This window comes from Streptomyces sp. SGAir0957 (assembly GCF_043523415.1).
The window spans coordinates 132,967-156,401 of sequence record NZ_CP027292.1 but is presented as its reverse complement, the minus strand read 5'-3'; the positions used below and the strand labels follow the sequence as shown (position 1 = coordinate 156,401).

At 69.5% G+C, this 23,435-nt stretch carries 15 protein-coding genes and 3 pseudogenes; 10 read left to right on the top strand and 8 right to left on the bottom strand.

Features of this window, described 5'->3' with window-relative positions; all coding sequences use genetic code 11:
- Positions 1-281 precede the first annotated feature (281 nt).
- Positions 282-764 (top strand): hypothetical protein, encoded by a 483-nt coding sequence (locus tag C1N81_RS04965; protein WP_394427167.1) that lies wholly within the window; start codon positions 282-284, stop codon positions 762-764.
- On the opposite strand, the gene C1N81_RS04960 is transcribed toward C1N81_RS04965, so the two are convergent.
- Both C1N81_RS04960 and C1N81_RS04955 read right to left on the bottom strand, forming a co-directional pair.
- Positions 756-1,573 (bottom strand): IS5 family transposase gene (locus tag C1N81_RS04960; RefSeq protein WP_394427448.1). Its coding sequence is split into 2 segments (ribosomal slippage): positions 756-1,231 and positions 1,231-1,573, totalling 819 coding nucleotides; the frame shifts between segments, so codons are not numbered across the junction. The two genes, C1N81_RS04965 and C1N81_RS04960, sit on opposite strands and share 9 nt — an antisense overlap.
- Positions 1,560-2,315: a transposase family protein gene (locus tag C1N81_RS04955; RefSeq protein ID WP_394427165.1), complete on the bottom strand. Its 756-nt coding sequence runs from the start codon at positions 2,313-2,315 to the stop codon at positions 1,560-1,562. Before C1N81_RS04955 ends, C1N81_RS04960 begins: the two co-directional genes overlap by 14 nt.
- A 116-nt stretch (positions 2,316-2,431) precedes the next feature.
- On the opposite strand from C1N81_RS04955, the pseudogene C1N81_RS04950 reads away from it, so the two are divergent.
- Both C1N81_RS04950 and C1N81_RS04945 read left to right on the top strand, forming a co-directional pair.
- A pseudogene (locus C1N81_RS04950) lies at positions 2,432-2,854 on the top strand (transposase); the annotation flags it as partial.
- Positions 2,855-3,069: 215 nt separating this feature from the next.
- Positions 3,070-3,291 carry a hypothetical protein gene (locus C1N81_RS04945; protein ID WP_394427163.1) on the top strand — a complete coding sequence of 74 codons (222 nt, stop codon included), beginning with the start codon at positions 3,070-3,072 and terminating at the stop codon, positions 3,289-3,291.
- Positions 3,292-3,955: 664 nt separating this feature from the next.
- Here the strand turns inward: C1N81_RS04945 and C1N81_RS04940 are convergent.
- Together C1N81_RS04940 and C1N81_RS04935 are read right to left on the bottom strand one after the other, a co-directional pair.
- Positions 3,956-5,998: an FG-GAP-like repeat-containing protein gene (locus C1N81_RS04940; RefSeq protein WP_394427162.1), complete on the bottom strand. Its 2,043-nt coding sequence runs from the start codon at positions 5,996-5,998 to the stop codon at positions 3,956-3,958.
- 1,269 nt (positions 5,999-7,267) lie between these two features.
- A complete protein-coding gene (locus tag C1N81_RS04935; RefSeq protein WP_394427160.1) occupies positions 7,268-8,020 on the bottom strand; it encodes a DUF4232 domain-containing protein in 753 nt (250 codons plus the stop codon).
- 160 nt (positions 8,021-8,180) lie between these two features.
- Here C1N81_RS04935 and C1N81_RS04930 point away from each other — a divergent pair, with 160 nt between their 5' ends.
- Entirely contained in the window at positions 8,181-9,713 is a 1,533-nt protein-coding gene (locus tag C1N81_RS04930; protein ID WP_394427158.1) for a sulfatase family protein, read from the top strand.
- A 34-nt stretch (positions 9,714-9,747) separates the two neighbouring features.
- On the opposite strand, the gene C1N81_RS04925 is transcribed toward C1N81_RS04930, so the two are convergent.
- From C1N81_RS04925 to C1N81_RS04915, 3 genes are all read right to left on the bottom strand, one after another.
- Positions 9,748-11,166: a sensor histidine kinase gene (locus tag C1N81_RS04925; RefSeq protein ID WP_394427156.1), complete on the bottom strand. Its 1,419-nt coding sequence runs from the start codon at positions 11,164-11,166 to the stop codon at positions 9,748-9,750.
- On the bottom strand, positions 11,163-11,867 hold the full coding sequence (locus C1N81_RS04920; RefSeq protein WP_394427154.1) for a response regulator transcription factor: 705 nt from the start codon (positions 11,865-11,867) through the stop codon (positions 11,163-11,165). The genes C1N81_RS04925 and C1N81_RS04920 overlap by 4 nt, the downstream gene beginning before the upstream one ends.
- A gap of 1,066 nt (positions 11,868-12,933) precedes the next feature.
- Positions 12,934-14,136, bottom strand: a complete 1,203-nt coding sequence (locus C1N81_RS04915) for an IS110 family RNA-guided transposase (protein WP_394427152.1) — start codon at positions 14,134-14,136, stop codon at positions 12,934-12,936.
- Between the two features lie 208 nt (positions 14,137-14,344).
- Between C1N81_RS04915 and C1N81_RS04910 the strand changes: the two are divergent.
- Positions 14,345-15,093, top strand: a pseudogene (locus C1N81_RS04910) (transposase family protein).
- Here the strand turns inward: C1N81_RS04910 and C1N81_RS04905 are convergent.
- Positions 15,048-15,918, bottom strand: a pseudogene (locus C1N81_RS04905) (IS5 family transposase). The pseudogenes C1N81_RS04910 and C1N81_RS04905 overlap by 46 nt on opposite strands.
- A gap of 388 nt (positions 15,919-16,306) precedes the next feature.
- Here C1N81_RS04905 and C1N81_RS04900 point away from each other — a divergent pair.
- From C1N81_RS04900 to C1N81_RS04880, 5 genes are all read left to right on the top strand, one after another.
- Positions 16,307-18,769 carry a sensor histidine kinase gene (locus C1N81_RS04900; RefSeq protein WP_394427149.1) on the top strand — a complete coding sequence of 821 codons (2,463 nt, stop codon included), beginning with the start codon at positions 16,307-16,309 and terminating at the stop codon, positions 18,767-18,769.
- On the top strand, positions 18,766-19,170 hold the full coding sequence (locus C1N81_RS04895) for a roadblock/LC7 domain-containing protein (protein WP_394427147.1): 405 nt from the start codon (positions 18,766-18,768) through the stop codon (positions 19,168-19,170). The genes C1N81_RS04900 and C1N81_RS04895 overlap by 4 nt, the downstream gene beginning before the upstream one ends.
- Positions 19,171-19,269: 99 nt before the next feature.
- Positions 19,270-20,481, top strand: coding sequence for an ABC transporter substrate-binding protein (locus C1N81_RS04890; RefSeq protein ID WP_394427144.1), 1,212 nt, complete (start codon positions 19,270-19,272; stop codon positions 20,479-20,481).
- Position 20,482: 1 nt separating this feature from the next.
- The gene (locus C1N81_RS04885) at positions 20,483-22,576 is read left to right on the top strand and encodes a branched-chain amino acid ABC transporter permease (RefSeq protein ID WP_394427143.1); all 2,094 of its coding nucleotides are present in this window, start codon (positions 20,483-20,485) and stop codon (positions 22,574-22,576) included.
- Entirely contained in the window at positions 22,573-23,430 is an 858-nt protein-coding gene (locus C1N81_RS04880) for an ABC transporter ATP-binding protein (RefSeq protein WP_394427140.1), read from the top strand. The genes C1N81_RS04885 and C1N81_RS04880 overlap by 4 nt, the downstream gene beginning before the upstream one ends.
- The last annotated feature ends 5 nt before the right edge of the window (positions 23,431-23,435 follow it).

Genomic DNA, 23,435 nt, shown 5'->3' with positions numbered 1-23,435 from the left:
GCGCCACATGGAACGCGTAGACCATAGCTGCCGCAGTGGCCGGTGAGCCTCGCGTCGCTTCCAGAGTCGGCCTACTGCAGGGACCACCGCTCTCCACCGTCTCCCGACAGGTCAGTGAAACCAATCCGGGGCGGCGGCGGCTCGTCGCCGGTCTCGCGTGTAATGAGTGCTGCGTCACAACGGTACGGGCGGCCTGCACGGTCGCACGGGCCTTCTTGGCCAAACCAGTAAGACACCGTTTCTTTTGGCGGTTCGCGGTCGAGCTGTGCAGGGATACTGCTGTGGTGCTGTTGACGTGGATTGCTGAGGTGGCGGACGAGCCTCTGGTGCTGGAGCCGACTGACCGGCGGGTGGAGTGGGGCCCCAACTCCTGGTCGTTGGGTGCGGCTGACGAGGACAGGAGTTCGTTGTCCGTTGCCGAGGTGGTGGCTGCCTTCGAGCGGACTGCTGCTGCTATCCGGGAACGCATTCGCGATCTGAGTTTTTCCGGGGTGGCGACGTTCTACGTGTGGCACGACAGGCAGGCAGGACAGCTCCGGTGCTCGACCGGTTCTGTGCCCCCGGATGCGTTGCCGTTCAGCGGTACCTATGTGGCTTCCGACGACCTCGGTCCGGTCGTCGAGGGATTTCTGGCCGACAGTGAGCCCAGCTTCATCGCCTGGTCGGACTTGGACGACGCACAGAACCTCTCGGAGCAGACCGCGACCGAGCCAGAGATCAGGCCCTTCGTTGTCTGGGTCAGCAGTGTCGGAGCCTCACGCTGACTGGTGATGCCCGTCCACACGGACGAGTCGGCGGTGACAGATGAGGGCTGCGGCTATGCCGACGAAGGCGAGGAAGTGTTCGGCCTTGCGCTCGTAACGGCGGTGGAGGCGACGGCAGCCGGCGAGCCAGGACACGGTTCTCTCGACGCCCCAGCGGTGTCGGCCGAGCCGCTTCGAGGACTCGATGCCCTTGCGTGCGATGCGGTGGCGGATGCCGCGTTTGCGGAGCCATCGGCGCAGGTGGTTGTAGTCGTAGCCCTTGTCCGCGTGTAGCTTCGCCGGCCTTCGTCGGCGTGGGCCGCGGCGGGAGCGGATCGGCGGGATCCCGCGCACGAGCGGTTCAAGACCAAGGCTGTCGTGCATGTTGGCGCCCGAGATCCCCAGCGAGATCAGCAGTCCGTTCCGGTCGCAGAGCAGGTGGATTTTCGATCCTGGCTTGCCGCGGTCGGTCGGATTCGGTCCGGTCAGTGGCCCCCTTTTGCGGCCCTCAAGCTGACCGAGTCGATGGCGCACCGCGACCAGTCCAGCTCGCCCCGAGCGCCGAGTTCGTCGAGGATGACGCGGTGGAGCCGGGCCCAGACCCGGTCCCGACTCCACTGGGCGAGGCGCCGGTAGACGGTGGGCCAGGCCGGCCCGAACACCGGTGGAAGCTGCCGCCAGGTGCAGCCCGAGGTGGCCACGAAGATGATCGCTGCCAGACATTCACGGTCACCGGCCCGCCGTCTCCCGCCGCCCTGCGGGCGTATGACCTGCGTCGACGGGACCACCCGCCGGAACAGTGAGCCTTTTCCAACCTCACGCTGACGCATGGTGAAGGACAAGGACGGCCTGGACGATCGCTGTGATGCGGTTGGTGCTGCAGCGGAGCTTCCGCAGGAGACGCCAGCCCTGCAGGATGGCCATGGCCTGCTCGCCGAGGCAGCGGACCTTGGCGTGGGTGGTGTTGTGGCGGCGCTTCCACCGCTTCAGGCGCCGGCCTCGAAACGGTACACGGACGGGTCCGCCGGCGCCTTGGTACGCCTTGTCCGCCCAACAGCTGAGCCCGGCTTTGGCGAGGGCTTCGACGATGCCGTGCTGCCTGGCGGCGGTCAGGTCGTGAGTCGAACCGGGCAGAGCCGGAGAGGCCCACAGCAGTCGTCCGAGCGGATCGGTGAGGACCTGCACGTTCATGCCGTGGCGCTTGTGTTTCCCGGAGTAGTAGGGGGTGTCGGCGGCAATGCGATCGATCGGCAGGAGGGTGCCGTCGAGGATGACGAACGCCTTCTCCCGGATCGTCCGCATCGCCTCGGCCAGGGACGGGGCAAGGGCGGCAAGGGCCTCGACGGCTTCCCGTATGTAGCGGTAGGCGGTCGCGATCCCGATACGGAACCCGGCGGCCAGCTGGGCGTAGGTGTCACCGCACCGCAGGTGGGCCAGGGCGAGCAGGGCCTGTCGCGAGGCGGGAAGACGCCGCCACCGCGTCCCGATCTCCCGCCGCCTGGCCGTCAGTCGCTCAGTCAGGAACCGCAAGGTGCGGCTGGACAGATCGATCGAGGACGGGTAGACAAGCACGCGAAGCTCCTGGCAGACACGGGTGATCTTGGTCGAGAACCCGTCTACCAGGAGCTTCGTCGTTGCGCAGGACTGTCCAACTCGCGGTCAGCACCCCCAGCTTGGAAAAGGCTCACTGTCGGCCCCTCGCGCTCCTGCTGACTCCGGTCCACTACGGTGACGGCCCTCAACTCGAGCCCGTGCTGCGGCAGATAGCGGTGCCCCGCATCGGCGTCGGACGACCCCGCTCCAGGTCCGACCACGTCCTAGCCGACAAAACCTACACGTCCCGCAACAACCGCCACTACCTGCGACGACGCGGGACCGCCCATACCACCCCGGAGCGACGTGAACAGCGCAGACACCGGCTCAACCGCGGCTCCCGCGGCGGCCGGCCCACCGGCTTCGACAGCGAGCACTACAAGAAACGCAACACCGTCGAACGTGCCATCAACCGCCTGAAAGGCTTCCGCGCCGTGGCCACCCGCTACGAGAAGCGGGCTTACGTCTACCTCAGCACCGTCACTGTCGCAGCACTCATCATCTGGCTCCGCACATGATCCGAGAAACAGCACCTAGATGTCCCCGGGCGCCCGGCAAGAAGGTTTCCGACGCCGCATGGCCGAGCACAGACGGAGGTTCCACGACAGGTTCTGACCGAGGAAGCGAAGTTCTCCTCCGTCGGCCCCGAGAGGGGCGTGCGAGTTCCGCATCCGACGACGAAGCCGGTACCGAAGAGGTGGCAGGGCGGGCACAGCGGGCAAGGAGACTCAGCGTGGATGAGCGGTGCGAGGAGCAGCTGCGGGCGGACATCTGGGATCTGGTGGACGCTCTGGATGCGTTCGCGGACGAGGTGAAGGACCTGCCGGGCGCAGAACGGTTGGTCCGCGCCGCCGATTTGTACGCGCGGCTGGACCGGCTGCAGGCCCGGGTCATCGATCAGGCCGTCGCTGGGGTTTCGGTGCCCGATTTTCCGCCCGCCCCCGACCCGTGTTGACCCCCTGGCGTGTCCTGACCTGCCATTGAAGCGCAGCATCGCCCCCGACTGGGGCTGCACCCGGCCCGATCCGAGGCTTCCTTCGGGGCGGTCGATGTCGCGGCCGCGGGGCGGCGCGGGAGGAGAAGCATCGCGTGTGCGTGCCGACCTCTGTCTCATGGGGTGGCTGGTCAGGTAGGGTTGACCGGCCATTTCGGTGAAGGAGGACGTGACGTATGCGACGCCTGGAACGCATTGATGACGTCAATGGGCGGAAATGCCCGTCCTGCGCAGCCGTGCTGACAGCACTTGCGGCACGACACGATGTGCTTATGCGCCGCGACCCCGTCTACCTGCAGCAGCCGGGATCCCTGGAGTGCCCAGGCGGTCACGAACTGCCGCGCGAGTGGAAATAGCGGGCACGCCGAAGTGGGCTGGTGCCGCTCTGGTGTTGGGAGGGGCCGTCGGGTCATGTCTGGTGCCGCCCTCGCACGTCAGGGCATGCCGTAGCGGCTCGCCGAGAGGTCGTAGGGGTACGGCAATTACCCATCCGGCGATGTTTCGGCTGTCCGCCCAGTGATGGGGCTTGCGACGCACGGACGCGGTGATCCGGTGACCCTGGTGATGAACCGACGGGCCGGACCGAGCACGACGAGCGGGCTCACTCTCGTGCTCGGTCCGGGTGTCAGATGCACCTGCCGTTCAGCCAGGATTTCAGTTCCTTGGGCCAGGTGGTGGCCATCGGCACCGAGGTGGTCGGCAGGCCGTACCGGTTCAGCCGGTTCAGCCAGGTCGCGTAGTTGCCGAAGGCGGCCGGGGCGGGCTCCTCCCAGCCGATCCCGTCGACCCAGCGCGGGTGATTGTCGAGCGCGACGCCCAGGCCCGCCGCCTCGATGCGCTTGTCGAGTTCGGCCTTCAGATCTGTGTTCTCGCTCTTCGTGTAGATCATGATCCGCTGTGCGGCGATCCGCTCCTTGATGGGGGCGATGACCTCGTTCCACGCGCTCTCACGGATGGAGGCGTCTTTGTTAAGCAGTGACTGCCCGGCTTCCTTCTTAAGTTCAACGAAGGCGGCCATCTTCTGGCTGCGGGCGCTGTCGAGCCACTCCCGGAAGGTATACACCGTCCCGCCCTTGTACGGGCCTCGGTCGATGGTCCGGCCCTTGAGCTGGTCGGCTCCGGTGGCCCACCAGAGCGTGTTCGCGTTGGCGGCATACGGCCCCGTCAGGCCCCTGGTCGACGTGTTGTGCCACATCACGCCCTTGGTGCCGTCCCGGGTGAGCTGAAGGTCGCCCTCCACCCCGTCCGCTCCCCAGCTCCTGTGCTGAGCCAGTCCCTTGGGGTGGTTCGGCTGGCGGATCTGGTCCCGCTCATACCCGTTCGCCTCGGTCGGATAGCCGCCGTGGCCGAAGATGGTCGGGCAGATCGGCAGCCCTTGCGAGTGGCGCTCGATCACTCGCATCCGGTCGAAGGTCCAGCCGGTCTCGGTCTCCCAGCCGTGCAGGTCACCGGTGAGGGTACCGTCCGCCTGGGCGGTGAAGGTGATGGTCTTCACCGTGCCCGAACGAAGGTCGGTGTAGCCGTAGACCGTGGCGAGGTCGTCGCGGCCGTCACCGTTGTAGTCGCCGGTGACGATCTTCATGCGGGAGCGTTCGTACCAGCCCGCCGGCCTGTTCAGGATTTCGCGGCGATTGCCGAACTTGCCTTCGGCGTCGAGGTCGAAGCCGATCAGGGCGTCGTGCCCGTCGGCGTAGTCGTACCAGGCGGCGAGGGAGTCGCGGCCATCACCGTCGAAGTCACCCGAGTGCACGGTCGTCCGGCTGAACGTCCAGCCGGTGGTGGACTCCCAGCCGCGGACCGGCTCGGCGAATCCGCCACCGGGCGCGCCCGCGAAGGACATCAGCGTCACGGTGCCGGAGGCGTAGCCGTACAGCACGCCCAGGTCGTCGCGGCCGTCGCCGTCGTAGTCGCCGGTAACGAACTTCATGCGCCCAACCTCCCACCCGTCGGCCGCAGTGCGTGCAAAGGAGGAGAAGGGGCTGGCGAAGCCACCGTCGTTTTGGGCGAGGAAGGTGAACAGCTTGTCGTCGCCGTTGCGGTAGTCGTACCAGGCGGCGATGTCATCGCGGCCATCACCGTCGAAGTCCCCGGCCTCGGCGGTGATGGCATCAAAAGTCCAGTTGCCCGGCTCCACGGTCCAGGAGGTGCGTCGGGCACCGAATTTCCCGTCCCCCGTGCCGAGCCAGGTGAACAGGGAAACCTTCCCGTCGTCGTAGCCGTAGAAGGCGGCGACGTCACCCGTCCCGTCGCCGTTGAAGTCACCGGTGGCGTACTTCATGTGCTCGGCCCAGTAGTTGCCCTTGGCCGCATCCCACCCCTTGATGGGCTCGGACAGGCTGCCGTCGGGGCCGGCCGCGAAGGTGTGCATGGCATCGCTGCCATCTGCGTAGTCGTACCAGGACACCAGGTCGCTCCGGCCGTCACGGTTGAAATCGTGACGGGGGCCCCTCTCAGAACCTGCGCCTACGGTGGCCACGCGCGCCGCACCGGCTGCCGCGTGCTCGGGGGCCACGTCGCTGACCTGAGGAAGCTCGGTGCCTGCTCCGGCGGCGGTGGCGGCCGTCACCGGCTCGCCGCGCACCTGGGCGCTCGCGCCGCCGGTGCTCGCCTGCAGACCGAGCAACACACACACGACAGCGGCACAGACCATGCCCGTGGGTCTCTTCATTCTGCTGTTCATCCCCCTTGTTCAGTTTGCTGCTTTTCACCATCCGACGACGCGCCTGCACTTCCCCTCGGCCACCCACCGCGGGGCACCCGCCCCCCAGAAGTGCACGCATGTTCGACGAGGCGGATCCGGCGCCGATTCGACCATCACTCCGGCGTCAAGTGCCAGCCGGTATCGGGCCGTTCGAATCAAGCCATGGCCGAAGAGCGACCGCACCCGACAACGGCAGCACCGGTGCGAAACCTCCGCCCGCACCACCGGCTCCCAGCCGCACACCGAGCTTGCGTGCTCCCCGGTAATCCGGTGGCCGCAGCGCGCACAGGCGTGCCGAGCTCCTGGCAGCGAGGGACCACGACGAACGCCGGACGGGGGTAGCAGGGGGCGTCGTCGACCCCCGTATAGGCGCAGTCGGGCAGGTCGAGGAGCTTGATCACGGCGGGTGCAGGCGTGGGCGGGTGCTGCTCGTCGGAGCTGAGTCCTTCGGCCGGGCGGACGGGCAGAACGGTGCGGGCGGGGAGCTGGGTGGTCAGGGCGGGGTCGTCGGCGTCGGCTATGTCGTAGCCGAGAGCGGTGTAGCCGGGGCAGGTGGCGGGGCGGGCATCGTGGACGGTCATGAAGATGCCCGTGGTCACGGCGACTTCGTCGCCCGGGCTTGCGGTGGGCCGCGTAGCGGCAGGTCGCGCCTTCGAGTGGTGGTCGGGGCGTGCGTGATCACAGAGTGCCGACAGGGCTGCGCCTTTCAGGGTGGGGGTCCTGGCGCGGCACGCAAGGCCGCAAGGTGGCGCGGGGCTTGCGGGGCGCCGGAGGCGGCCCTACCGGAGCGCGGAGCGTCTCCGCCGCCGGAGGGCGGCCCCGGGCGCCGTGTGGCACCGTGACGCCGCGCCAGGGCCCCCACCCTGACAGCCCGCGGTGGACACCCGGCGTAGGTGCGCGGGTAGACGAACGCCGCCCGGTAGCGCACCGCGTCACTCTCCGCCAGGTTCTCCCCGAGCCCGTTGGACCCGTCGTCCGCGTCGACGATCAGCCACCACGCGCTGGTGTCGCGGTCTCTCCTGTACGTGCTCCGCCGGCTGGCCGGCCAGCCGTGTCAACTCGCCGGATGCATCCCTGGCCGGGCGAACTCCGGCCGCGCCACCTGGCTATTGCACAGCGCGCAGGCGACATGCAGCAGGAACACGGAACGACGGCGCCATCGCGGGCGGCGCTCGCCGACGGCCACCGGAGAGTTCGTAGTGCCTCGATCCCTCGCCAAGGCGGCGTACTTCTGCTTCAGAGCGCCTTCGGGGTGAAGGGACCGACGGTGAAGATGTTCCCGCACACCTCGAGTTCGCCCGGAGCGCCGGCACTCAGCGGCGCGGTGTTGTTCGGTGGATAGACCTTGACGCGTGCGGGTTTGGCCCAGCACTTTCCGTCCGTCACGTCCCGGTTGGGGGTCTGTACCACCGCGTGGGCCGCCTGTCCCGGTGCGAGCCTGACGTCCTGCACGCTGCCGTTGTGGGATCGCGTGGCGGGTTCGCCGATGCGCGCCCCCGCGCTGTCGGTGAGCGAGAGGCCGGGGTAGCCCTTGAGTTCGCAGGTCCGGTGCGTGGTATTGGTCAGGGTCAGGTCGAAGTACTTGCTGTTCATTTCCTGCCCTGTCGGTTTCAGTGCGCCCCTCAGATCGTCTGTGGTGCAGTCGCTGCGCGTCTCGGCCTGCGCGCTGGTCGAGTCGGTGGTGCCCGTTGCCGTGGTGCTCGTTGCGGTGATGGAGGGGGTTGTTGTGGTGGTGGCGGTGTTGCTGTGCACCGACGGCGGCTCGGTATGCTCCGTGGCCCTGGTGGCACCGGCCGACGTGTGCGGCGTTGTCGCCCGTGCCTGGCCGTCACCGCCATCTGCTCCGCACGCGGTCGCGGCGGCCACCCCGAAGCTCACCAGCGCTGCCGCGCACAGGCGCCTTTTGTTCGATCGTGCCGACGCAGATGTCTTCGCCATATCCGTCTTCGCTGTGTCCGTCTTCGCTGTGTCTTTCCCTGTCGCGTCCATGAACGACGCCTGTCCATGACAGCCGGGAATATCCGTGCGTACCGCGGTCCGGTGCCTGAGTCCCACGACTTGTCCGCCCTCCTCCCACGGTTCTCCAACCCTGGTGCGCCAAGGTCGGAGGCTGAGAAGGCGATCAGTCACACCGCCCGGGAGGCAAACCATGGTCATCACCACAGGCGTTCGCGGGCGAGTCTGGTTGTGGCTCGCCACCGCCGCACTCGCGGCCGGTCTGGTCTCGTGTGACAAGGGAAGCAGTGAGGAGGCGGACCAGGACACCGAAAGCGCCGGGGTCCAGAACGGCGCGTCGACGTCTTCCCACCCCAACATCGTGTGGGTACTGACGGACGACCTGTCGTCGGACCTGGTGGACCACATGCCGCACGTGAAGGCCATGCGGAAGAACGGCATGTCCTTCTCCAACTACACCGTGACGGACTCGCTGTGCTGTCCGTCGCGCTCGTCCATCTTCACGGGCAAGTTCCCGCACAACACCGGCGTGTACACCAACACACCACCGGACGGCGGTTTCCAGACCTTCCACGAGAAGGGCAACGAGAGCACGACCTTCGCCACGGCCCTGCAGAAGCAGGGCTACCGCACCGCCATGTTGGGCAAATACCTCAACGGCTACGAGCCGGACATGACCGTGGACGGCGAGAAGAACTACGTGCCGCCGGGCTGGGACGAGTGGGACGTGGCCGGTAATGGCTACAAGGAGTACGACTACAGCCTCAACGAAAACGGGAAGACGGTCGACTACGAGCACGATGCCGAGGACTACCTGACGGATGTCGTGAGCGGAAAGGGCCAGGAGTTCATCGAGAAGTCCGTTCAGGAGAAGAAGCCCTTCGCCCTCGACATTTCCACGTTCGCGCCACACGGCCCGGCTACACCGGCGCCGCGGGACCAGGGCACGTACAAAGAGCTGAAACTGCCGCGGCCGCCCGCCTTCGGCAAGACGCCGGTCAACGCACCGAAGTGGCTGCGGGACAAGGAGTCCTTCACTCCTGAGCAGATCAGGAAGATGACGCAGACGTACCGCAAGCGTGTGCGCGCAGTGCAGGCCGTCGACCGCATGATCGGTGACCTTCAGGAGAAGCTGGAGAAGGAAGGTGTGTACGACAACACCGTCTTCGCCTTCGCTTCGGACAACGGGTTCCACATGGGCCCGTACGGTCTGCTGCCTGGGAAGCAGACCGCGTTCGACACGGACGTGAACGTCCCTCTCGTCGTCACCGGTCCAGGGGTGAAACGGGGCGCGACCAGCGACGCCGTCGCGTCCAACATCGACATCTGCCCCACCTTCACGGACCTGGGCGGCGGCGAGCCCGATCCGCAGGCCGACGGTCGCAGCCTCGTACCGCTTCTCAAGGGCGAGACACCGAAGGGGTGGCCACAGGCCGCCCTGGTGGAGCACCACGGCCCGGACAACTCACGCACGGACCCGGACAAACCCCGCAAGGGCGGCGGCAATCCGCCGTCCTACGAGGCGCTGCGCACCGACCGGTACACGTACGTCGCGTACCGGAACGGGTCGCACGAGTACTACGACCGCCACAAGGACCCGGACATGCTGCACAACGTCTACGCACAGCTGCCCTCGGACACGAAGACGCGACTGGCCTCGACGCTCAAGAAGATGCGGGGCTGCCGCGGGGCGGCGGAATGCGGCACCGCCGCCGGCGCGGGCTGATCCGGCCGACGGCGCGGGCTGACCGGGGGCGGGGTCAGAGTTTCGCGGCGGGCAACCGGACGGCGACCTCGGCCCCCTCCCCCGACGCACCGGCGACGGCCACGGAGCCGCCGTGCGCCTGCGCCACCGCCGCGACGATGGCGAGCCCCAGGCCGCTGCCGTCGCCGCTGTGCGCCGGGTCGCCGCGGTAGAAGCGATCGAAGACGCGCGACAGCGCCTCCTCGGGGAAACCGGGACCGTCGTCGGCCACGGTGAGTGTCACCTGCGACGCGGGCCCGGAGTCGACGATGACCCACGCCCTTGTTCCGGGCGGGGTGTGGCTGCGTACGTTGGACAGCAGGTTGTCCATGACGCGCCGCAGCTGCTCGGCGTCGCCCAGCACCGTCGTACCGTCCTCTGCCTGCACGGACACGTACCGGCGGGGGTCGACCACCTGGGCGGCCGACACCGCGTCGCGCACCAGCGCCGTCAGGTCCACGGCGGACCGGCAGCGGGCCGGCGCGCTGTCGAGCCGGGCGAGCAGCAGCAGGTCGTTGACGAGCCCTCGCATGCGCAGGGCTTCGGTGGTGATGCCCTGCATCATGCGCTCCCGCTGGTCGGCGGTGGCGACGGCGCCCTGGTGATGCAGGTCCGCGTAGCCGAGGACCGCAGTGACCGGGGTGCGCAGCTCGTGCGAGGCGTCCGCCACGAAGCGGCGCAGACGGTCCTGCGTGGCGCGTTCGCCAGCCAGCATCGCGTTCAGGGCCAGGCCGAGCCGTCCCACCTCGGTGGCGTCGTCGGCCGGGGCGACCCGTCCGCCCCGGTCGCCGGAGGCGATGGTGTCCGCTTCCCGCGCCATGGTCTCCAGCGGGCGCAGACCGCGGCGCAGCACCCATAGTCCCGCTGCCGCGAGCAGCACCAGCACCCCGCCGGTCGCCGCCACCTCGACGACGAGCAGTCGTCGCAGGGTCGCCTGCACCTGGTCCAGCGGTGTGGCCGCGATCAGGGTGCCGTGTCCCTGCACGCGCTGTACGAGCAGCCGGTAGTCGGGGCCGCCGGAGGCGGCGGAGGCCACCGTGAGCACACCGTCGCCGCGGATCGCTGAGAGGGGGTCGGGGAGGCGGGGCGCGGCGTTCTCCGGGTCCCGAAGCTGGGGTACGAGGTCTCGTACGGTACCGTCAGGCCTGCGCAGTTGGAGGTAGAACTCGGAGGCGCCGAGCAGCCGGACGTCGTTGCCGAGCTTTCCCTCAGGTGCCGCCTGCCGCACCTGTTGCGCCACGCGTTGGCGTACCGCGCGCAAGGTGACATCGGTACGGTGCATGAGGTCTGCGCTCAGGGCCGTGTAGACGACGGCGTCCAGCGCGACCAAGGCCACGGCGACCAGCGCGAGCAGTGCGAGCAGGAGGCGGCCTCGCAGTGATCTGGGCCGGAGCGGCCGGCGTCGGACGAGGGGGCGGGGCAGCGCGGGCCTCATACCGCTGTCCGGTCACGCAGGATGTAGCCGACTCCGCGCCGGGTCTCGATCAGGCCGGGGCCGAGTGCGTCGAGTTTGCGGCGCAGGTACGAGATGTAGGTCTTCAGCACGCCATGGTCGCCCTCGCCGAAGTCCCAGACGTGTTCCAGGAGTTGCTCATGGGTCAGCACGCGGTTTCGGTTGAGCAGCAGGTGACGCAGGAGTTTGTACTCGGTTGGCGAGAGATCTACCAGCACCCCGGCCCTGCGCACCTCGTACGTCTCCGTATTCATCTCGACGTCCGCGCAGACGAGCAGCCCCGGCTCGGTACGGCTCTCGCCCCGGCGCAGTACGGCGCGGACCCGGGCGGCGACCTCAGCGAGTCTGAACGGTTTCGTGATGTAGTCGTCAGCTCCCAGGTCGAGGCCGCCCACGATGTCACAACCGCTCTCCCGCGCGGTCAGGAAGATCACCGGGGTCGTCGCACCGGCCTGCCGCAACCGCCGCACGACTTCGAAACCGTCGATGTCGGGCAGCATGACGTCGAGCAGGACCAGGTGCGGGGCGCGGTCGCGGACCGCCGCGAGCACGGCCAGACCCGTCGCCGCCTGGTCCACCTCGTACCCGAGGAACTCCAGTGAGGTAACCAGAACGTCGAGAATGGCAGGCTCATCGTCGACGACCAGGAGCCGGGCACCGGGCGGAACATCTGATGTGCTCATGTCTTCACCCTGGCACAGGCGCCTGAGAATGTGATGAGGCAGGAAAAGGGCGCTCACAGCGCCTTCCCGACGCCAGTACCTTGCCGTAAGAGTCGGTATGGCCAGCGGCGCGTGGTGGATCGGAGCAGGTATCAGGCGCCGCCCACGCTCCCCTGACGTGCACATGAGCCACGAACTTTCCCACTCGTCATTGACTGCGGAACCCGGCTTGGCGTTTCTGCCCCGCTTCCCCTGCCCGAACCCTGTGCGCCCTGTGCCGGCTTCTTCCTGGATGTAGGGCTGCCCACGCTCTCCCCTGCGCGGGAACCGCGCGAGTGCTTCGCGGAGGAGTCTGTAAAGCAAGCGGCTCTTCCAAGACCGGCACGACCTTGACGCGGACGCCCTTGACCGGCCATCACCGGACTGCGCTGCTCGGCCGGGCCGACGAGCTCAGCGCACGGTAGCGCGCGCACTACGCTGCAAGCGGTCACAGCGCTGCTCGCGTCCGCTCTCGCTCATTACCCAGAGACCCGGCGCCGTGCGCGCGCTCCCGCCCGCCGCGCCTTCGCCGCCGCCCACGCCCCTGCAACGATGACGACCAAGAAGACAGCGACGATCCACCACGGCGGAGAACCGGAACCTGCCCCCTTCGCCAACAGCAGCGACACCACGTCGTCTCCCGTCTCTCGTCAGCGACTGCACTCACCCGTACCCCATACCGAGCGAGCTACCCACGGGTGCGCGACGCTGCCCAGGCGCTACTTCCCGGCACAATCCGCGCGAGCCTGGTGGCCGCAGCCTACGAGGCAGGCAGGAATTCCGCGGCAGCGGTCAGCCCCACCCCCCTTGGCGAAGCACCTGCCCAGCTGTCCGGCGCCGCCCTGAGCCTAGAGTGGCTCAAACAGTGAGCTTCTTCGAGTTGGCCACCGATCGGGTGATGGGCCGTGAAGCGCAACGAGCGAGGCCCCCGGGCTGTTGATCGAGATGTCTGACGTCTCAATCACGTTGCTCGGGGGCCTCGTTGGTCATCCATCCTGCCGTACTCGACCTTCCGCATGCACTCGTGGAGTGAGTCTCAATGATGGTGTCAAGCCGAATGGATGGCTGGTGGGGTGAGGGTGAAGGGCCGTTTGTCACGGAGCATGGCCCATAGGACGTCGACTCGGCGGCGTGCGAGGGCGAGCAGCGCCTGGGTGTGGATGAGTCCTTCGGCGCGTTTCTTGAGGTAGTAGTCGCGGGAGGGGCCGGAGCGCATCATGGCGGTTTGGGCGGCCATGTAAAAGACATGTCGCAGGCGGCGATGGTAGCGCTTGGGCCGGTGGTGGTTGCCGGTCCGGCGGCCGGAGTCGCGTGGCACCGGGGCCAGTCCCGCGTGGGCGGCCAGGCGGCCGGCGTCTGCGTAGCCGGACAGGTCACCGACGATGGCGAGGAACTCGGCCCCGAGGATGGGGCCCATGCCGGGGAGCGATTCGATGACTTCGGCGCGCTCGTCAAGGCGGAAGGCTTCGCGGATCTCCCGGTCAGTGTCTTTGATCCACTCGTCGAGCATGAGGAGCTGATGGGCGAGGTCGCACACGAGTTTGGCAGCTCGCGTTTCGCCCGGCAGAGCCGTCACCTGGGACTGGGCGGCCTCGACCGCGCTGGCGGCGACATCGTCTGCACCGCGGACCGAGCGTCGTGCCAGCCAGTCCGCGAGCCGCCTGGCACCGGTTCGTCGCAGAGCAGCCGGGGTCTGATACTCAGTCAGCAGAACGACCGGTCCCTTGGCCGCCGAATAATCGAAAGCCCGCTCCAGAGCAGGGCAGATGCCCACCAGGGCATCGCGCAGGCGGTTGATCAGTCGCACCCGGTCGGCGATCAGGTCGGCCCGGTGGGCGGTGAGCAGCTGGAGATTTGCCACGGTCTCGTTCGGCAGGCGCAGGGGGGTGAAATCCCGGCGCATACGCGCGGTGTCGGCGATGACCAAGGCGTCCTTCGCGTCGGTCTTCCCCTCGCCGCGGTAGGCCCCGGACATTCGGTTGACCGTGCGTCCGGGCACATAGACCACGCTTTGGCCGTTGGCGATCAGCAGCGCGAGCAGCAGTGTTGAGGCCCGGCCGCAGATGTCCACCGCCCAGCGCACCTCGTTGGCCATCTCGCACGCTGCGAGGATCAGGTCCAGGATCTCGTCTTCACCGTTGACGACCTTCCTGGAGAACACCTTCTCTCCTGTCGCGTTGACGCCGACTGCCCAGTGATGGGCTTTGCCGGCGTCGATGCCGATCCAGACTCGCTCATGACGTTCCGTCATCGTCGTCGCTCCGTCCCTCAGGAAGCAGCACCCTGTGGGTCCGGGAACACTCCGCCACCAAGCCCTTAACCAGCGATGACCGCAGTTCTCAATCAGCAGCCGGAGCGTCCCGGAGAACCGGGCAGCCACTCACTCGGAGCCATCAATGGCAGGTCACCATCAGCTACACCCAGTCCTCCCGGACCACCACCATTCTTAAGGGGTCACCATGCTCATCGTCACCCACGAGGGTGACCGCCGTTGCAAGCTCCCGCCGCACCAGCGTGCCCTGGTCGCCCTGGTGTACCTGCGCAAACACGAGCCTGTGACCCAGATCGCCGTCGCCCTCGGGATCTCTGTCGGCACCGCGCACGCCTACACCACCGCGGTGGTCGGCCTGCTCGCCGAGCGCGCCCCGGGACTGCTGAAGGTCCTGCGTGAGGCCGGCCCGGAGTACGCCCTGCTCGACGGGACCCTCGCGGAGTGCGACCGGATCGACGACAGCCGGGCCACCTACTCCGCCAAGCACCGCCTGCACGGAGTCAACCTCCAGCTGGTTACCGACCCCGCCGGCGCACTGCTCTGCATCTCGCCCGCACTGCCGGGCCGCACGCACGACCTGACCACCGCCCGCACACACCGGATCATCCGGATCTGTGAACGCCAGGGAGTCCCGATCCTGGCGGACCGCGCCTACACCGGCGCGGGACCATAGGTGACCACCCCACGGTGACGCCCGCCCAACGGCGAGCTGCCCTTGACGCAGCGGACCGTCAACCGGGCGTTGTCCCGGGCCCGGGCAGCGGTCGAGCGCGGGCCGGCCCGACTCAAGCGATGGCGGATCTTCCGCAAGGCACGGTGCAGTCCGAATCGAATGACGTCAATGCAGCCGCCGTCCTCGCCCAAGCCGCTCAGAGGTGTTTGAGATGTGGTCACAGTGCTTGCCATATCAGGGCGAGTTGGATGCCAGCTTCGTAGCGGACAGCCAACTTGTCGTAGCGCGTTGCGATGCCGCAGGCCCGTTTCAGCAGACTGATCCGGTTCTCGACCACGTGTCTGGCCTTGTATTTCTCGCGGTCGAAGCCGGGTGGCCTGCCGCCTGCGCTGCCACCCCTACGCCGATTTCCGGCCTGGTCACGCTTCTCCGGGATGGTGTGCGGAATCTGCCCTCGGCGCAGGTACTCGCGGATCTGCCGGGAGGAGTACGCGCGGTCGGCCAGGACGTGGACGGGTGTGGTGTGCGGTCGTCCACTGCCCGGCCGGGGCACGCGGATGCGCTTCATCACCTCGGTGAACAGCGAAGCGTCGCCCCGTTGACCGGCGGTGACGACCGCGGCCAGGACGTGGAGTCGACGGCGAGGTGGATCTTTGTGGTCAGGCCGCCGCGGGAGCGGCCGCTGGCGTGGTCGTCCGCCTCGGCCGCCAGCTCTTGGTCACCCTGCCCGCCGGGATGGTGATCTCCCTTTTCCGGGCCCCGGCGGTGTACTGGTGAACCCGGCAGACCGTGGAGTCGATGGAGACATCCCACTCGGTGTGCCCGGCGATATTGGCCTTGACCTGTATCTTCTCCAAGATGCGGGCCCACGGGCCGTCGATCTGCCAGCGCCGGAAGACCGAAGACAGGGTCTCCCACGGGCCATAGCATTCCGGCACCTCCCGCCAGGGCGAGCCCGTCCGGGCCAGCCACCAGATCCCGTCGAAAACCTGTCGGCGGTCCCTCGGCTTGCGCCCCATGACCGGCAAGTTGGACAACACCATTTCCAGGCGCGCCCGCTGCTTGTCCGTCAGGTCTCCGCGAGCCATCCGAAGATCGAAGAACAACATCTCAAACACGCCTTAGCGGAGGCCGCGCCGGCGGAGCCGGTCACCTCTCGAGGGTGACCGGCCGGTCCGGCCCGCCTCGCCGGTTCACAGGTGCGCCCCAATTGCCGTCTCCTTATGGATACTCGTGAGTGAAATCGGACCACCTGTGTGCGATCGATGCACAGATCTTTAGAAGATTCCCTCGTCAACAGGTACGCACTTCGGCTTAGGATCAAGCTGCGCCACAGGGGTGACTTCTGCCCCATGCGCCTCGCCCCCACCCAGAAGGCTCCACACCCCCCATACGGCTCCACACCCCCCACGATCCGTAAACAGGTATCTTCGTGTCACCGATATTCCAGCCCGGCCCGAACGACGGAGCCGCGCGGTGAAGATCAAGCGTCGCCTCATCCTTCTCGTCGCCGCACCGCTCGCCGTGGCCGTCACCTTCTCGGTACTGGCCCTCGTGCCCGCCGCCGACCGGGCGATCCAGGCCGGACGGCTGACCTCCATGATCGAAGCCGCCGACGGAGCGGCCGACTTGGCCTATCGACTCCAACGCGAACGGGCGGCGGCCACCGCCCACGTCGCAGGACAGGAAAGCGCGGAGGAGTTCCGTTCACGAACGGACGCGACCGACCTCAGCGTCGCCCGCTTCCACGGCATGGCCAAGGGACTCACCGCCGTTCCCAACAGCGCCAGAGGCGCCCTGGACCGGATCGACCGCTTCGTCGAGGAACTACCCGGGCTGCGCGCCCAGGTGCGTTCCGGCAGCAGCACCGCCTCCGCCCTCGCCTTTGGCTATCGCATCGTGATCGCCGACCTCACCGCCTACCGGGACGGCATCGCCCAGGCCGACGGGGTGGACGCCGACATCGCGGACGGCATCCGGGCCGCAGCCGCCCTCTCCGAGGCCGCCGAGCACACCGCCCAGCAGCAGGTCACCGTCGCACGCGCCCAGGCGGCGGGCGGCTTCACCAACGCCTCACGGCGCACCTTCGACGCCGCCCGGGTGGGCTACACCGAGTCGATCGGCGTCCTGTACGACCTCGGGCCCGGCGAGTGGAGGACCTGGCTGGAGCGGACCCTGTCCGGGGCGAAGGCCCTGGAGGTCCGGCGCCTGGAGGACGCGATCGGGCGGGCGGAGGCCGGCCAGGACATCACCGTATCGCCGCAGCAGTGGCAGAAGGCCGCCGACGACCGGCAGGAGCTGCTGCGCTCGGTGGAGAAGCGGGTCGACGCGGCGGTCCTCTCCGAGGTCTCCGACGTCCGCGCCGATCTCGTCCGGACCGCCGTCGCGGAGGTCGCGCTGGTGGTACTCACCCTGATCGGCGTGGTCGTCGTGGCGATCAGGCTCGGCCGGGTCATGCTCCGGCGGCTGCGCGATCTGCGCAACGCCGCGCGCGAAGTCGCCCACTCCGGGCTGCCCGCCGTGATGAACGAGCTGTCCCGGCCCGGGGCGCTGCGCGGCGCGACGCCCGAAGAGGTGGCACGGCGGTCCGGCGACCCGGTCACGACGACGGGCCGGGACGAGATCGGAGAGGTCGGTGAGGCGTTCAACGCCGTGCACCACGAAGCCGTCCGGCTGGCCGCCCAACAGGCTCAGACACATGAGCAGTTGGCGGAGACGCTGGTCGGGGTCGCGCGCAGGGGCGCCCGGTTGACCGCCGTCATGGTGTCCGAACTGGACACGGTGCAGCGCGACGAGGCCGACCCGGTGCGCATGAAGACCCTCTTCGCCCTGGACCACCTCGCCGTCCGTATGGAGCGCAACACCAACAACCTGCTGGTGCTGGGTGGTTACGGTAACGCCCGGGTGCGCTCCGCGGATGTCGGCTGCTCCACCGTCATCGTCGCGGCGGCGCAGCAGATCGAGCGGTTCGACCGCGTCTCGCTCGGGGTGATCGATTCCGAAATCGGCATCATCGCTCGCGCCGTGCACGACGTGGCGCACATCCTGGCGGAGCTGCTCGACAACGCCACCCGGTACTCGCCGCCGGACAAGCAGGTCGGGGTCGCCGTCTGGCGTCTGTGGGACCGGGCCGTGGTGCAGGTCGTCGACGAGGGCGTGGGCATCACGCCGGAGCGCCGCGCGGTCCACAACGCGGCGCTGCGCGAGCCGCAGGCAGGTATCGGGGACGTCCGCTCCATGGGTCTGCACGTGGTGGCCCGGCTCGCGGCGCGCCATGGCATCGTTGTCGAGCTGCGCGACTCCTCGGGACCCGGCACCATTGCCGAGGTCACGCTGCCCGCGAAGGTACTGGCCGCGGGCTTCGCGGAGGCCGAGGAGCCGCCCCGGGGCGCGTACGACGCAGCCTCCGGCAACGCATCGTCCCGGCCGCTCGCCGCGCCCGGCCCCCAGGACCACCGACAGCCGGTACGTACAGGCGGACGCCCCGGCCGCGAGGACACCCCGATCGGCGCCGGCATCGGCGTGGGTTCGGGGGCCGCTGCGGGGACCGGTGCCGACGGCGGAGACCGGGCCGAACCGCCCGGACACGCCGGGCACCGTGACGGCGACCCGCACGGCGGTGCCGGAGAGCGGGGGCCCGGCACGGCGCCCGCGCCGCACCCCGTGCACGACGAGCCCGCCTCCCGCATCGCCGGGGTCAGCGCCTCGGGACTGCCCGTGCGGCAGCGCCGGGCACCGCAGCAGTGGCCCGCCGCGGGCCGCAGGGACGAGGCCGAGCAGCGCTCCGGCGGCGGCACCAAGCGACCGTCGTCGCCGCGCCGCCGCGATTCCCGGCAGGTCTCCGACGTACTGGCGGCCTACGCCCAGGGGATCAACCGGAGTACGAACCACCGGGGGCGTTCCGCCCCGGACGACACCACCGAACGGACCGAGAAATGACCACCTCCTCCGACCTGAGCTGGATCCTGAGCGATTTCGCCAGGCGTCTTCCGGAAGTCACCCAGGCGATAGCCGTGTCCGTGGACGGACTCGCGCTGGCGTACGCGGGCGTGGAACGCGACGACGCCGAGCGGCTGGCAGCCATCGCGTCCGGCGTCGTCAACCTGCTCTCCGCAGCGGCACAGCTCACCCGGACCGACCCGGTGGAGCACAGCCTCACCGCCATGGAGGGCGGCTACATGTTCTCGATGGCGGTCTCCAGCGGGGCGTCGCTGCTCGTCACCACCACCCGGGACGCGGACATCGGCGAGGTCAGCTACATGATGTCCGAACTGATCAACCAGGTCGGCGACTCGCTGTCCCCCCAGGTGCGCGACACCGGCGTCCCCTCGCCGCGCTGACCAGCGGTCCCATGGCTCCGGCGGGCCGCCGTCCCGCCCCCACCGACCCTCCCTGCGCACCCCCGTGCTCCGGGACCCGAACCCCTGATGAGAGCTTTCATGTTCCCCTTCACCGCCCCCCGCCCGCCCCGTCGCAGAGCTCTGTTCCGGCCGGCCGGCGCCGCCGCGCTCGCCCTCGGGCTGGCCGCCGCCACCGGTTGCAGCGGTGGCGGCGGGGCCTCCGACGACACCGTGAAGGTCGGCCTGGTGGCCTCCCTCTCCGGCACCTACGAGCCGGTCGGCACGGAGCTGCGGGACGGCTTCAAGCTGTATCTGGACACGCACGGCAGCAAGCTGGGCGGCCGGAAGGTCGAGCTGATCGTGGCGGACGAGGGCGATGGGCCGCCGACCGCCGTGCCCGCGGCCACCAAGCTGGTCAAGAAGGACAAGGTCGACGTGTTGACCGGGCTCGTCAGCGGCGGCTCGGTCAACGCGGTGCTGCCGCTGATCCAGCAGGCCAAGATCCCCCTGCTGGGTTCCAACGCCCGGCCGCAGGTCAAGGATATCGAGTACGTCTGGACGACCAGCTTCCTGTCCGACGAGCCGGGCCGGGCTATCGCCCCGTACATCAAGGAGAAGGTCGACGGCCCGGTCTACGCGATCGGACCGGATTACCAGGGCGGCTACGACGAACTGCGTGGCTTCACGGACGAGTTCGAGCGGATCAAGGGCAAGCTCGCCAACCCGGGCGGCAAGACCACCTGGACGCCGTTCCCGAAGACCACCAACTTCATGCCGTACTTCGCGGAGATCGCCAAGACGGACGCCAAGGCCGTGTACTGCTTCTACGCGGGCAAGGCGGCGATCGACTTCGCCAAGCAGTACGCCCAGTCGGACATCGCCGACCTTCCGCTGTACACGGCGTTCGTGACCGAAGGCAGCGTGCTCCATGCGCAGGGCCAAGCGGCGAAGGACACCTACTCGGTCCTCAACTACGCGGCGGATCTGGACAACGAGGCGAACCGCACGTTCGCCGCCGACTGGACGGCGAAGCACGACACCCAGCCGACCACGTACGCGATGGCCTCGTACGACGCGGCCGCCGTGCTGGACAAGGCGATCGCGGACGCGGCGGAGGACGGCGCCGTGACGCCGCAGACCATCAACAAGGCCATCGCGGGCCTCGGCCAGATAGACAGCCCGCGCGGGGGCTGGGAGTTCGGTGAAAAGGCGCACTCCCCGGTCCAGACGTGGTACCTGCGCCAGGTGCGTCCGGACGGCGCCCAGTTGGCGAACGTGATGGTCCAGGACCTGGCCACGCTCGGCAGCTGACGTGGACCTCCTCGATGCCCATCTCATACCGACGGTGGACGGGGTGGCCTTCGGGCTGCTGCTGTTCGTGGTCGCCGCCGGGCTGAGCCTGGCCTTCGGCACGGCCGGGGTGCTGAACCTGTCGCACGGCACGCTGTACGCAATCGGCGCCTACACGGGTGCCGAGTTGAGCGACGGCACGTGGGGCGGCCTCGCCCTCGCGCTGGCCGCCGGGACCGCCGCGGCGTGCCTCGCCGGGGCGGGCCTCTCCGCAGCGACGGCTCCGCTCGCCCGGCGCGGGCATCTCGCGCAGGCTCTGCTGACCTTCGGGCTTGCCCTGATCGGCGGCGACCTGCTCATCCAGCTCTTCGGTGCCGACGAACTCCCCGTCCGCGTACCGGAGATGCTCGATTCCTCGGTGTCGTTGCTGGGGCACCGCTACCCGGCGTACCGGCTCTGCTTCATCGTCATGGCCGTGGTGCTCGCGGCGTTCGGGACGTGGGTGCTGACCCGGACCCGGATGGGCGCTGCGGTACGGGCCGCCGCCGACGATCCACAGATGCTCGCAGCGACCGGCCACAGCCCCCGGGCGGTGCACACCGGCGTCCTCGCGGCGGCGGGCGCGCTGGCCGGGGCGGCGGGGGTGCTCGGGGCCCCGATCATCGGCCCCGGCCCCGGCACCTCCGAGAACGTGCTGATGCTCTCGCTCGTGGTGGTCGTGCTCGGCGGGCTGCGCTCGCTGTGGGCGACCTTCTTCGCGGCGATCGCGGTGGGCGAGGTGCAGACCCTGGGCGTCGCGCTGGCGCCCGCGCTTGCCCCGTACCTGCTCTTCGCGGCGATGGCGGCGGTGCTGGTGCTCCGCTCCCGTTTCGTAGAACCGGCGGCGGCGCACACTTCCGGACCGTCGTCGCCGGGCCCGGTCACGCGGCTCCGGGAGCGGCTGTCAGGCTGGGCCGCCCCGCTCTCCTCCTGGTCCCACGGGCTGCCGGGCGGGCCCGCGTGGCGTCGGGCGGCACCGCTGCTCGTGCTGCTCGCGGTCCTCGTCGCGCTGCCTGCGCTGCTGGACGCGTACAGCATCTCGCTGGCCGGTTCCGCGCTGGCGCTCGGGCTGCTCGCGGTCAGCGTCACCGTCCTCACCGGCTACGCGGGGCTGCCCACGCTCGGGCAGACCGCGCCGTTCGCCGTGGGCGCGTACGCCACCGCCAACCTCGCGGACGCCGGGCGGACCGTCGGCCCGGTCCAGATCGTCCTCTCCGCGCTCGCCGCCGCCGTGTTCGCCGCGGTGGTGGGGCCGGCGGTGATCCGGGCGCGCGGCACCACCGTCCTCATGATCACGCTCGCGATCGGGGAGCTGACCGGCGCGGTCGTCAACCAGCTCAAGTCCGTCACCGGCGGGGCCGACGGGCTCGTCGGCTTCCCGGCCACGCGGGCGTGGTGGGGCGGGCCGGAGATGGCCGAGGAGAGCGAGCTGTACACCTACGCGCTCGTCGTGGTCGTCGTCGCCGTCGTGCTGACCCTGCTCGTCCTGCGCTCCCCGGCGGGGAAGCTGCTAACTGGCACCCGGGGCGCCGAGGACCGGATGCGGGCTTCCGGCCACCCGGTGGGGCGCTACCTGCTGGTGGCCCACATCGGGGCGGGCGCGCTGGCCGGGGTGGGCGGTTCGCTGATGGTGACCGTGCAGCAGTACCTCGCCCCCGCCGACGTCGGGTTCGAGATCGCCGCGTTCGCCTTGCTGGCCGTGGTTATCGGCGGTACGACGTCGGTGGTCGGCGCGCTGCTGGGCGCGGGGCTCATCGTGGCGACCCGGGACTGGGTCGCCGGTTCCTGGCCGGGCCACGGGCCGCTGCTGCTCGGCGTGCTCTTCGTCGCGACGGTGTACCTGCTGCCGCGCGGCCTGGCGGGGCTGCGCGGGGACGGGCCGGGCGGCGGGGGCGGGCGGCGATCGGCGCCTCCGGGGAGCGAGGACCCACCACCGCGTCAGCCTCCTGTGAGCAGCGACCGGCTAGCGCCCGGGCCTCTCATGGGTAACGACCGGCCCGCATCCGGGCCACTCATACGCGAGGGTCGGCCGCCGTTCGCTCCCGCCCCGAACTCCGCTGGGAAGGTTGTCTCATGACGCCCGCTCCCACAGCGGATCCTCCGCTCCTCGTCCTCGACGGGCTCACCCGCCGGTACGGCACGCTCACCGCCGTGGACGAGGTGAACCTGCGCCTCCCCTCGGGAGCCCGGCACGCCGTCATCGGCCCCAACGGCGCGGGCAAGACCACCCTGCTGAACCTGATCGCGGGCACGGACCGGCCCGACCGCGGCACCATCGCCCTGGACGGCGCCGACGTCACCCGCAGGGGAACAGCGGCGCGGAGCCGTCTCGGCATCGCCCGGAGCTTCCAACAGCCCACGGTGATCGCCGAGTTGTCCGTGCTCGACAATGTCGTCCTGGCCGGCTGGACACACCGCCCGCGTCACCGCGGCGCCTGGCACAGGCCATCCCGCTACCGGTTGCGCCAGGAGGCGGCAGCACGCCATCTGGAGGCGGTGGGCCTCGCGGACCTCGCTCACCGGCCGGCCTCCGCCCTCTCGCACGGTCAGCGCCGCATGCTCGACCTCGCCGCCGCGCTGGCGGGCAACCCCCGGCTGCTGCTCCTGGACGAGCCGGCGGCGGGGCTCACCGACACCGACATCGGCCGGATGCTCGACATCGTCGGCGGACTGCCGCCGACGGTCGCGGTCGTCCTCGTCGAGCACCATGTCGAGGTGGTATCCCAACTCGCGACCGAAACTACGGTGTTGGCCGCCGGAAAGGTGATCGCCACCGGCCCGACTCAGGAGGTGCTGGCGCATCCCGATGTCCGCGCGGCGTACCACGGCTTCGCGTCCGCGGCAGTCCCGGAAGCTTCCGGAGGATCGGACAGCCCCGGCGCAGGGCACGTCCCGACCGTCTGCCCGCCCCCCACCGACGCGAGAGGATGACCGGG

Excerpts from the sequence above, each read along its gene's own strand:
- C1N81_RS04930 (WP_394427158.1), top strand. The coding sequence starts at position 8,181 with ATGGTCATCACCACAGGCGTTCGCGGGCGAGTCTGGTTGTGGCTCGCC.
- C1N81_RS04935 (WP_394427160.1), bottom strand. The coding sequence starts at position 8,020 with ATGGACGCGACAGGGAAAGACACAGCGAAGACGGACACAGCGAAGACG.
- C1N81_RS04940 (WP_394427162.1), bottom strand. The coding sequence starts at position 5,998 with ATGAAGAGACCCACGGGCATGGTCTGTGCCGCTGTCGTGTGTGTGTTG.
- C1N81_RS04890 (WP_394427144.1), top strand. The coding sequence starts at position 19,270 with ATGTTCCCCTTCACCGCCCCCCGCCCGCCCCGTCGCAGAGCTCTGTTC.
- C1N81_RS04880 (WP_394427140.1), top strand. The coding sequence starts at position 22,573 with ATGACGCCCGCTCCCACAGCGGATCCTCCGCTCCTCGTCCTCGACGGG.
- C1N81_RS04895 (WP_394427147.1), top strand. The coding sequence starts at position 18,766 with ATGACCACCTCCTCCGACCTGAGCTGGATCCTGAGCGATTTCGCCAGG.
- C1N81_RS04915 (WP_394427152.1), bottom strand. The coding sequence starts at position 14,136 with ATGACGGAACGTCATGAGCGAGTCTGGATCGGCATCGACGCCGGCAAA.
- C1N81_RS04920 (WP_394427154.1), bottom strand. The coding sequence starts at position 11,867 with ATGAGCACATCAGATGTTCCGCCCGGTGCCCGGCTCCTGGTCGTCGAC.
- C1N81_RS04925 (WP_394427156.1), bottom strand. The coding sequence starts at position 11,166 with ATGAGGCCCGCGCTGCCCCGCCCCCTCGTCCGACGCCGGCCGCTCCGG.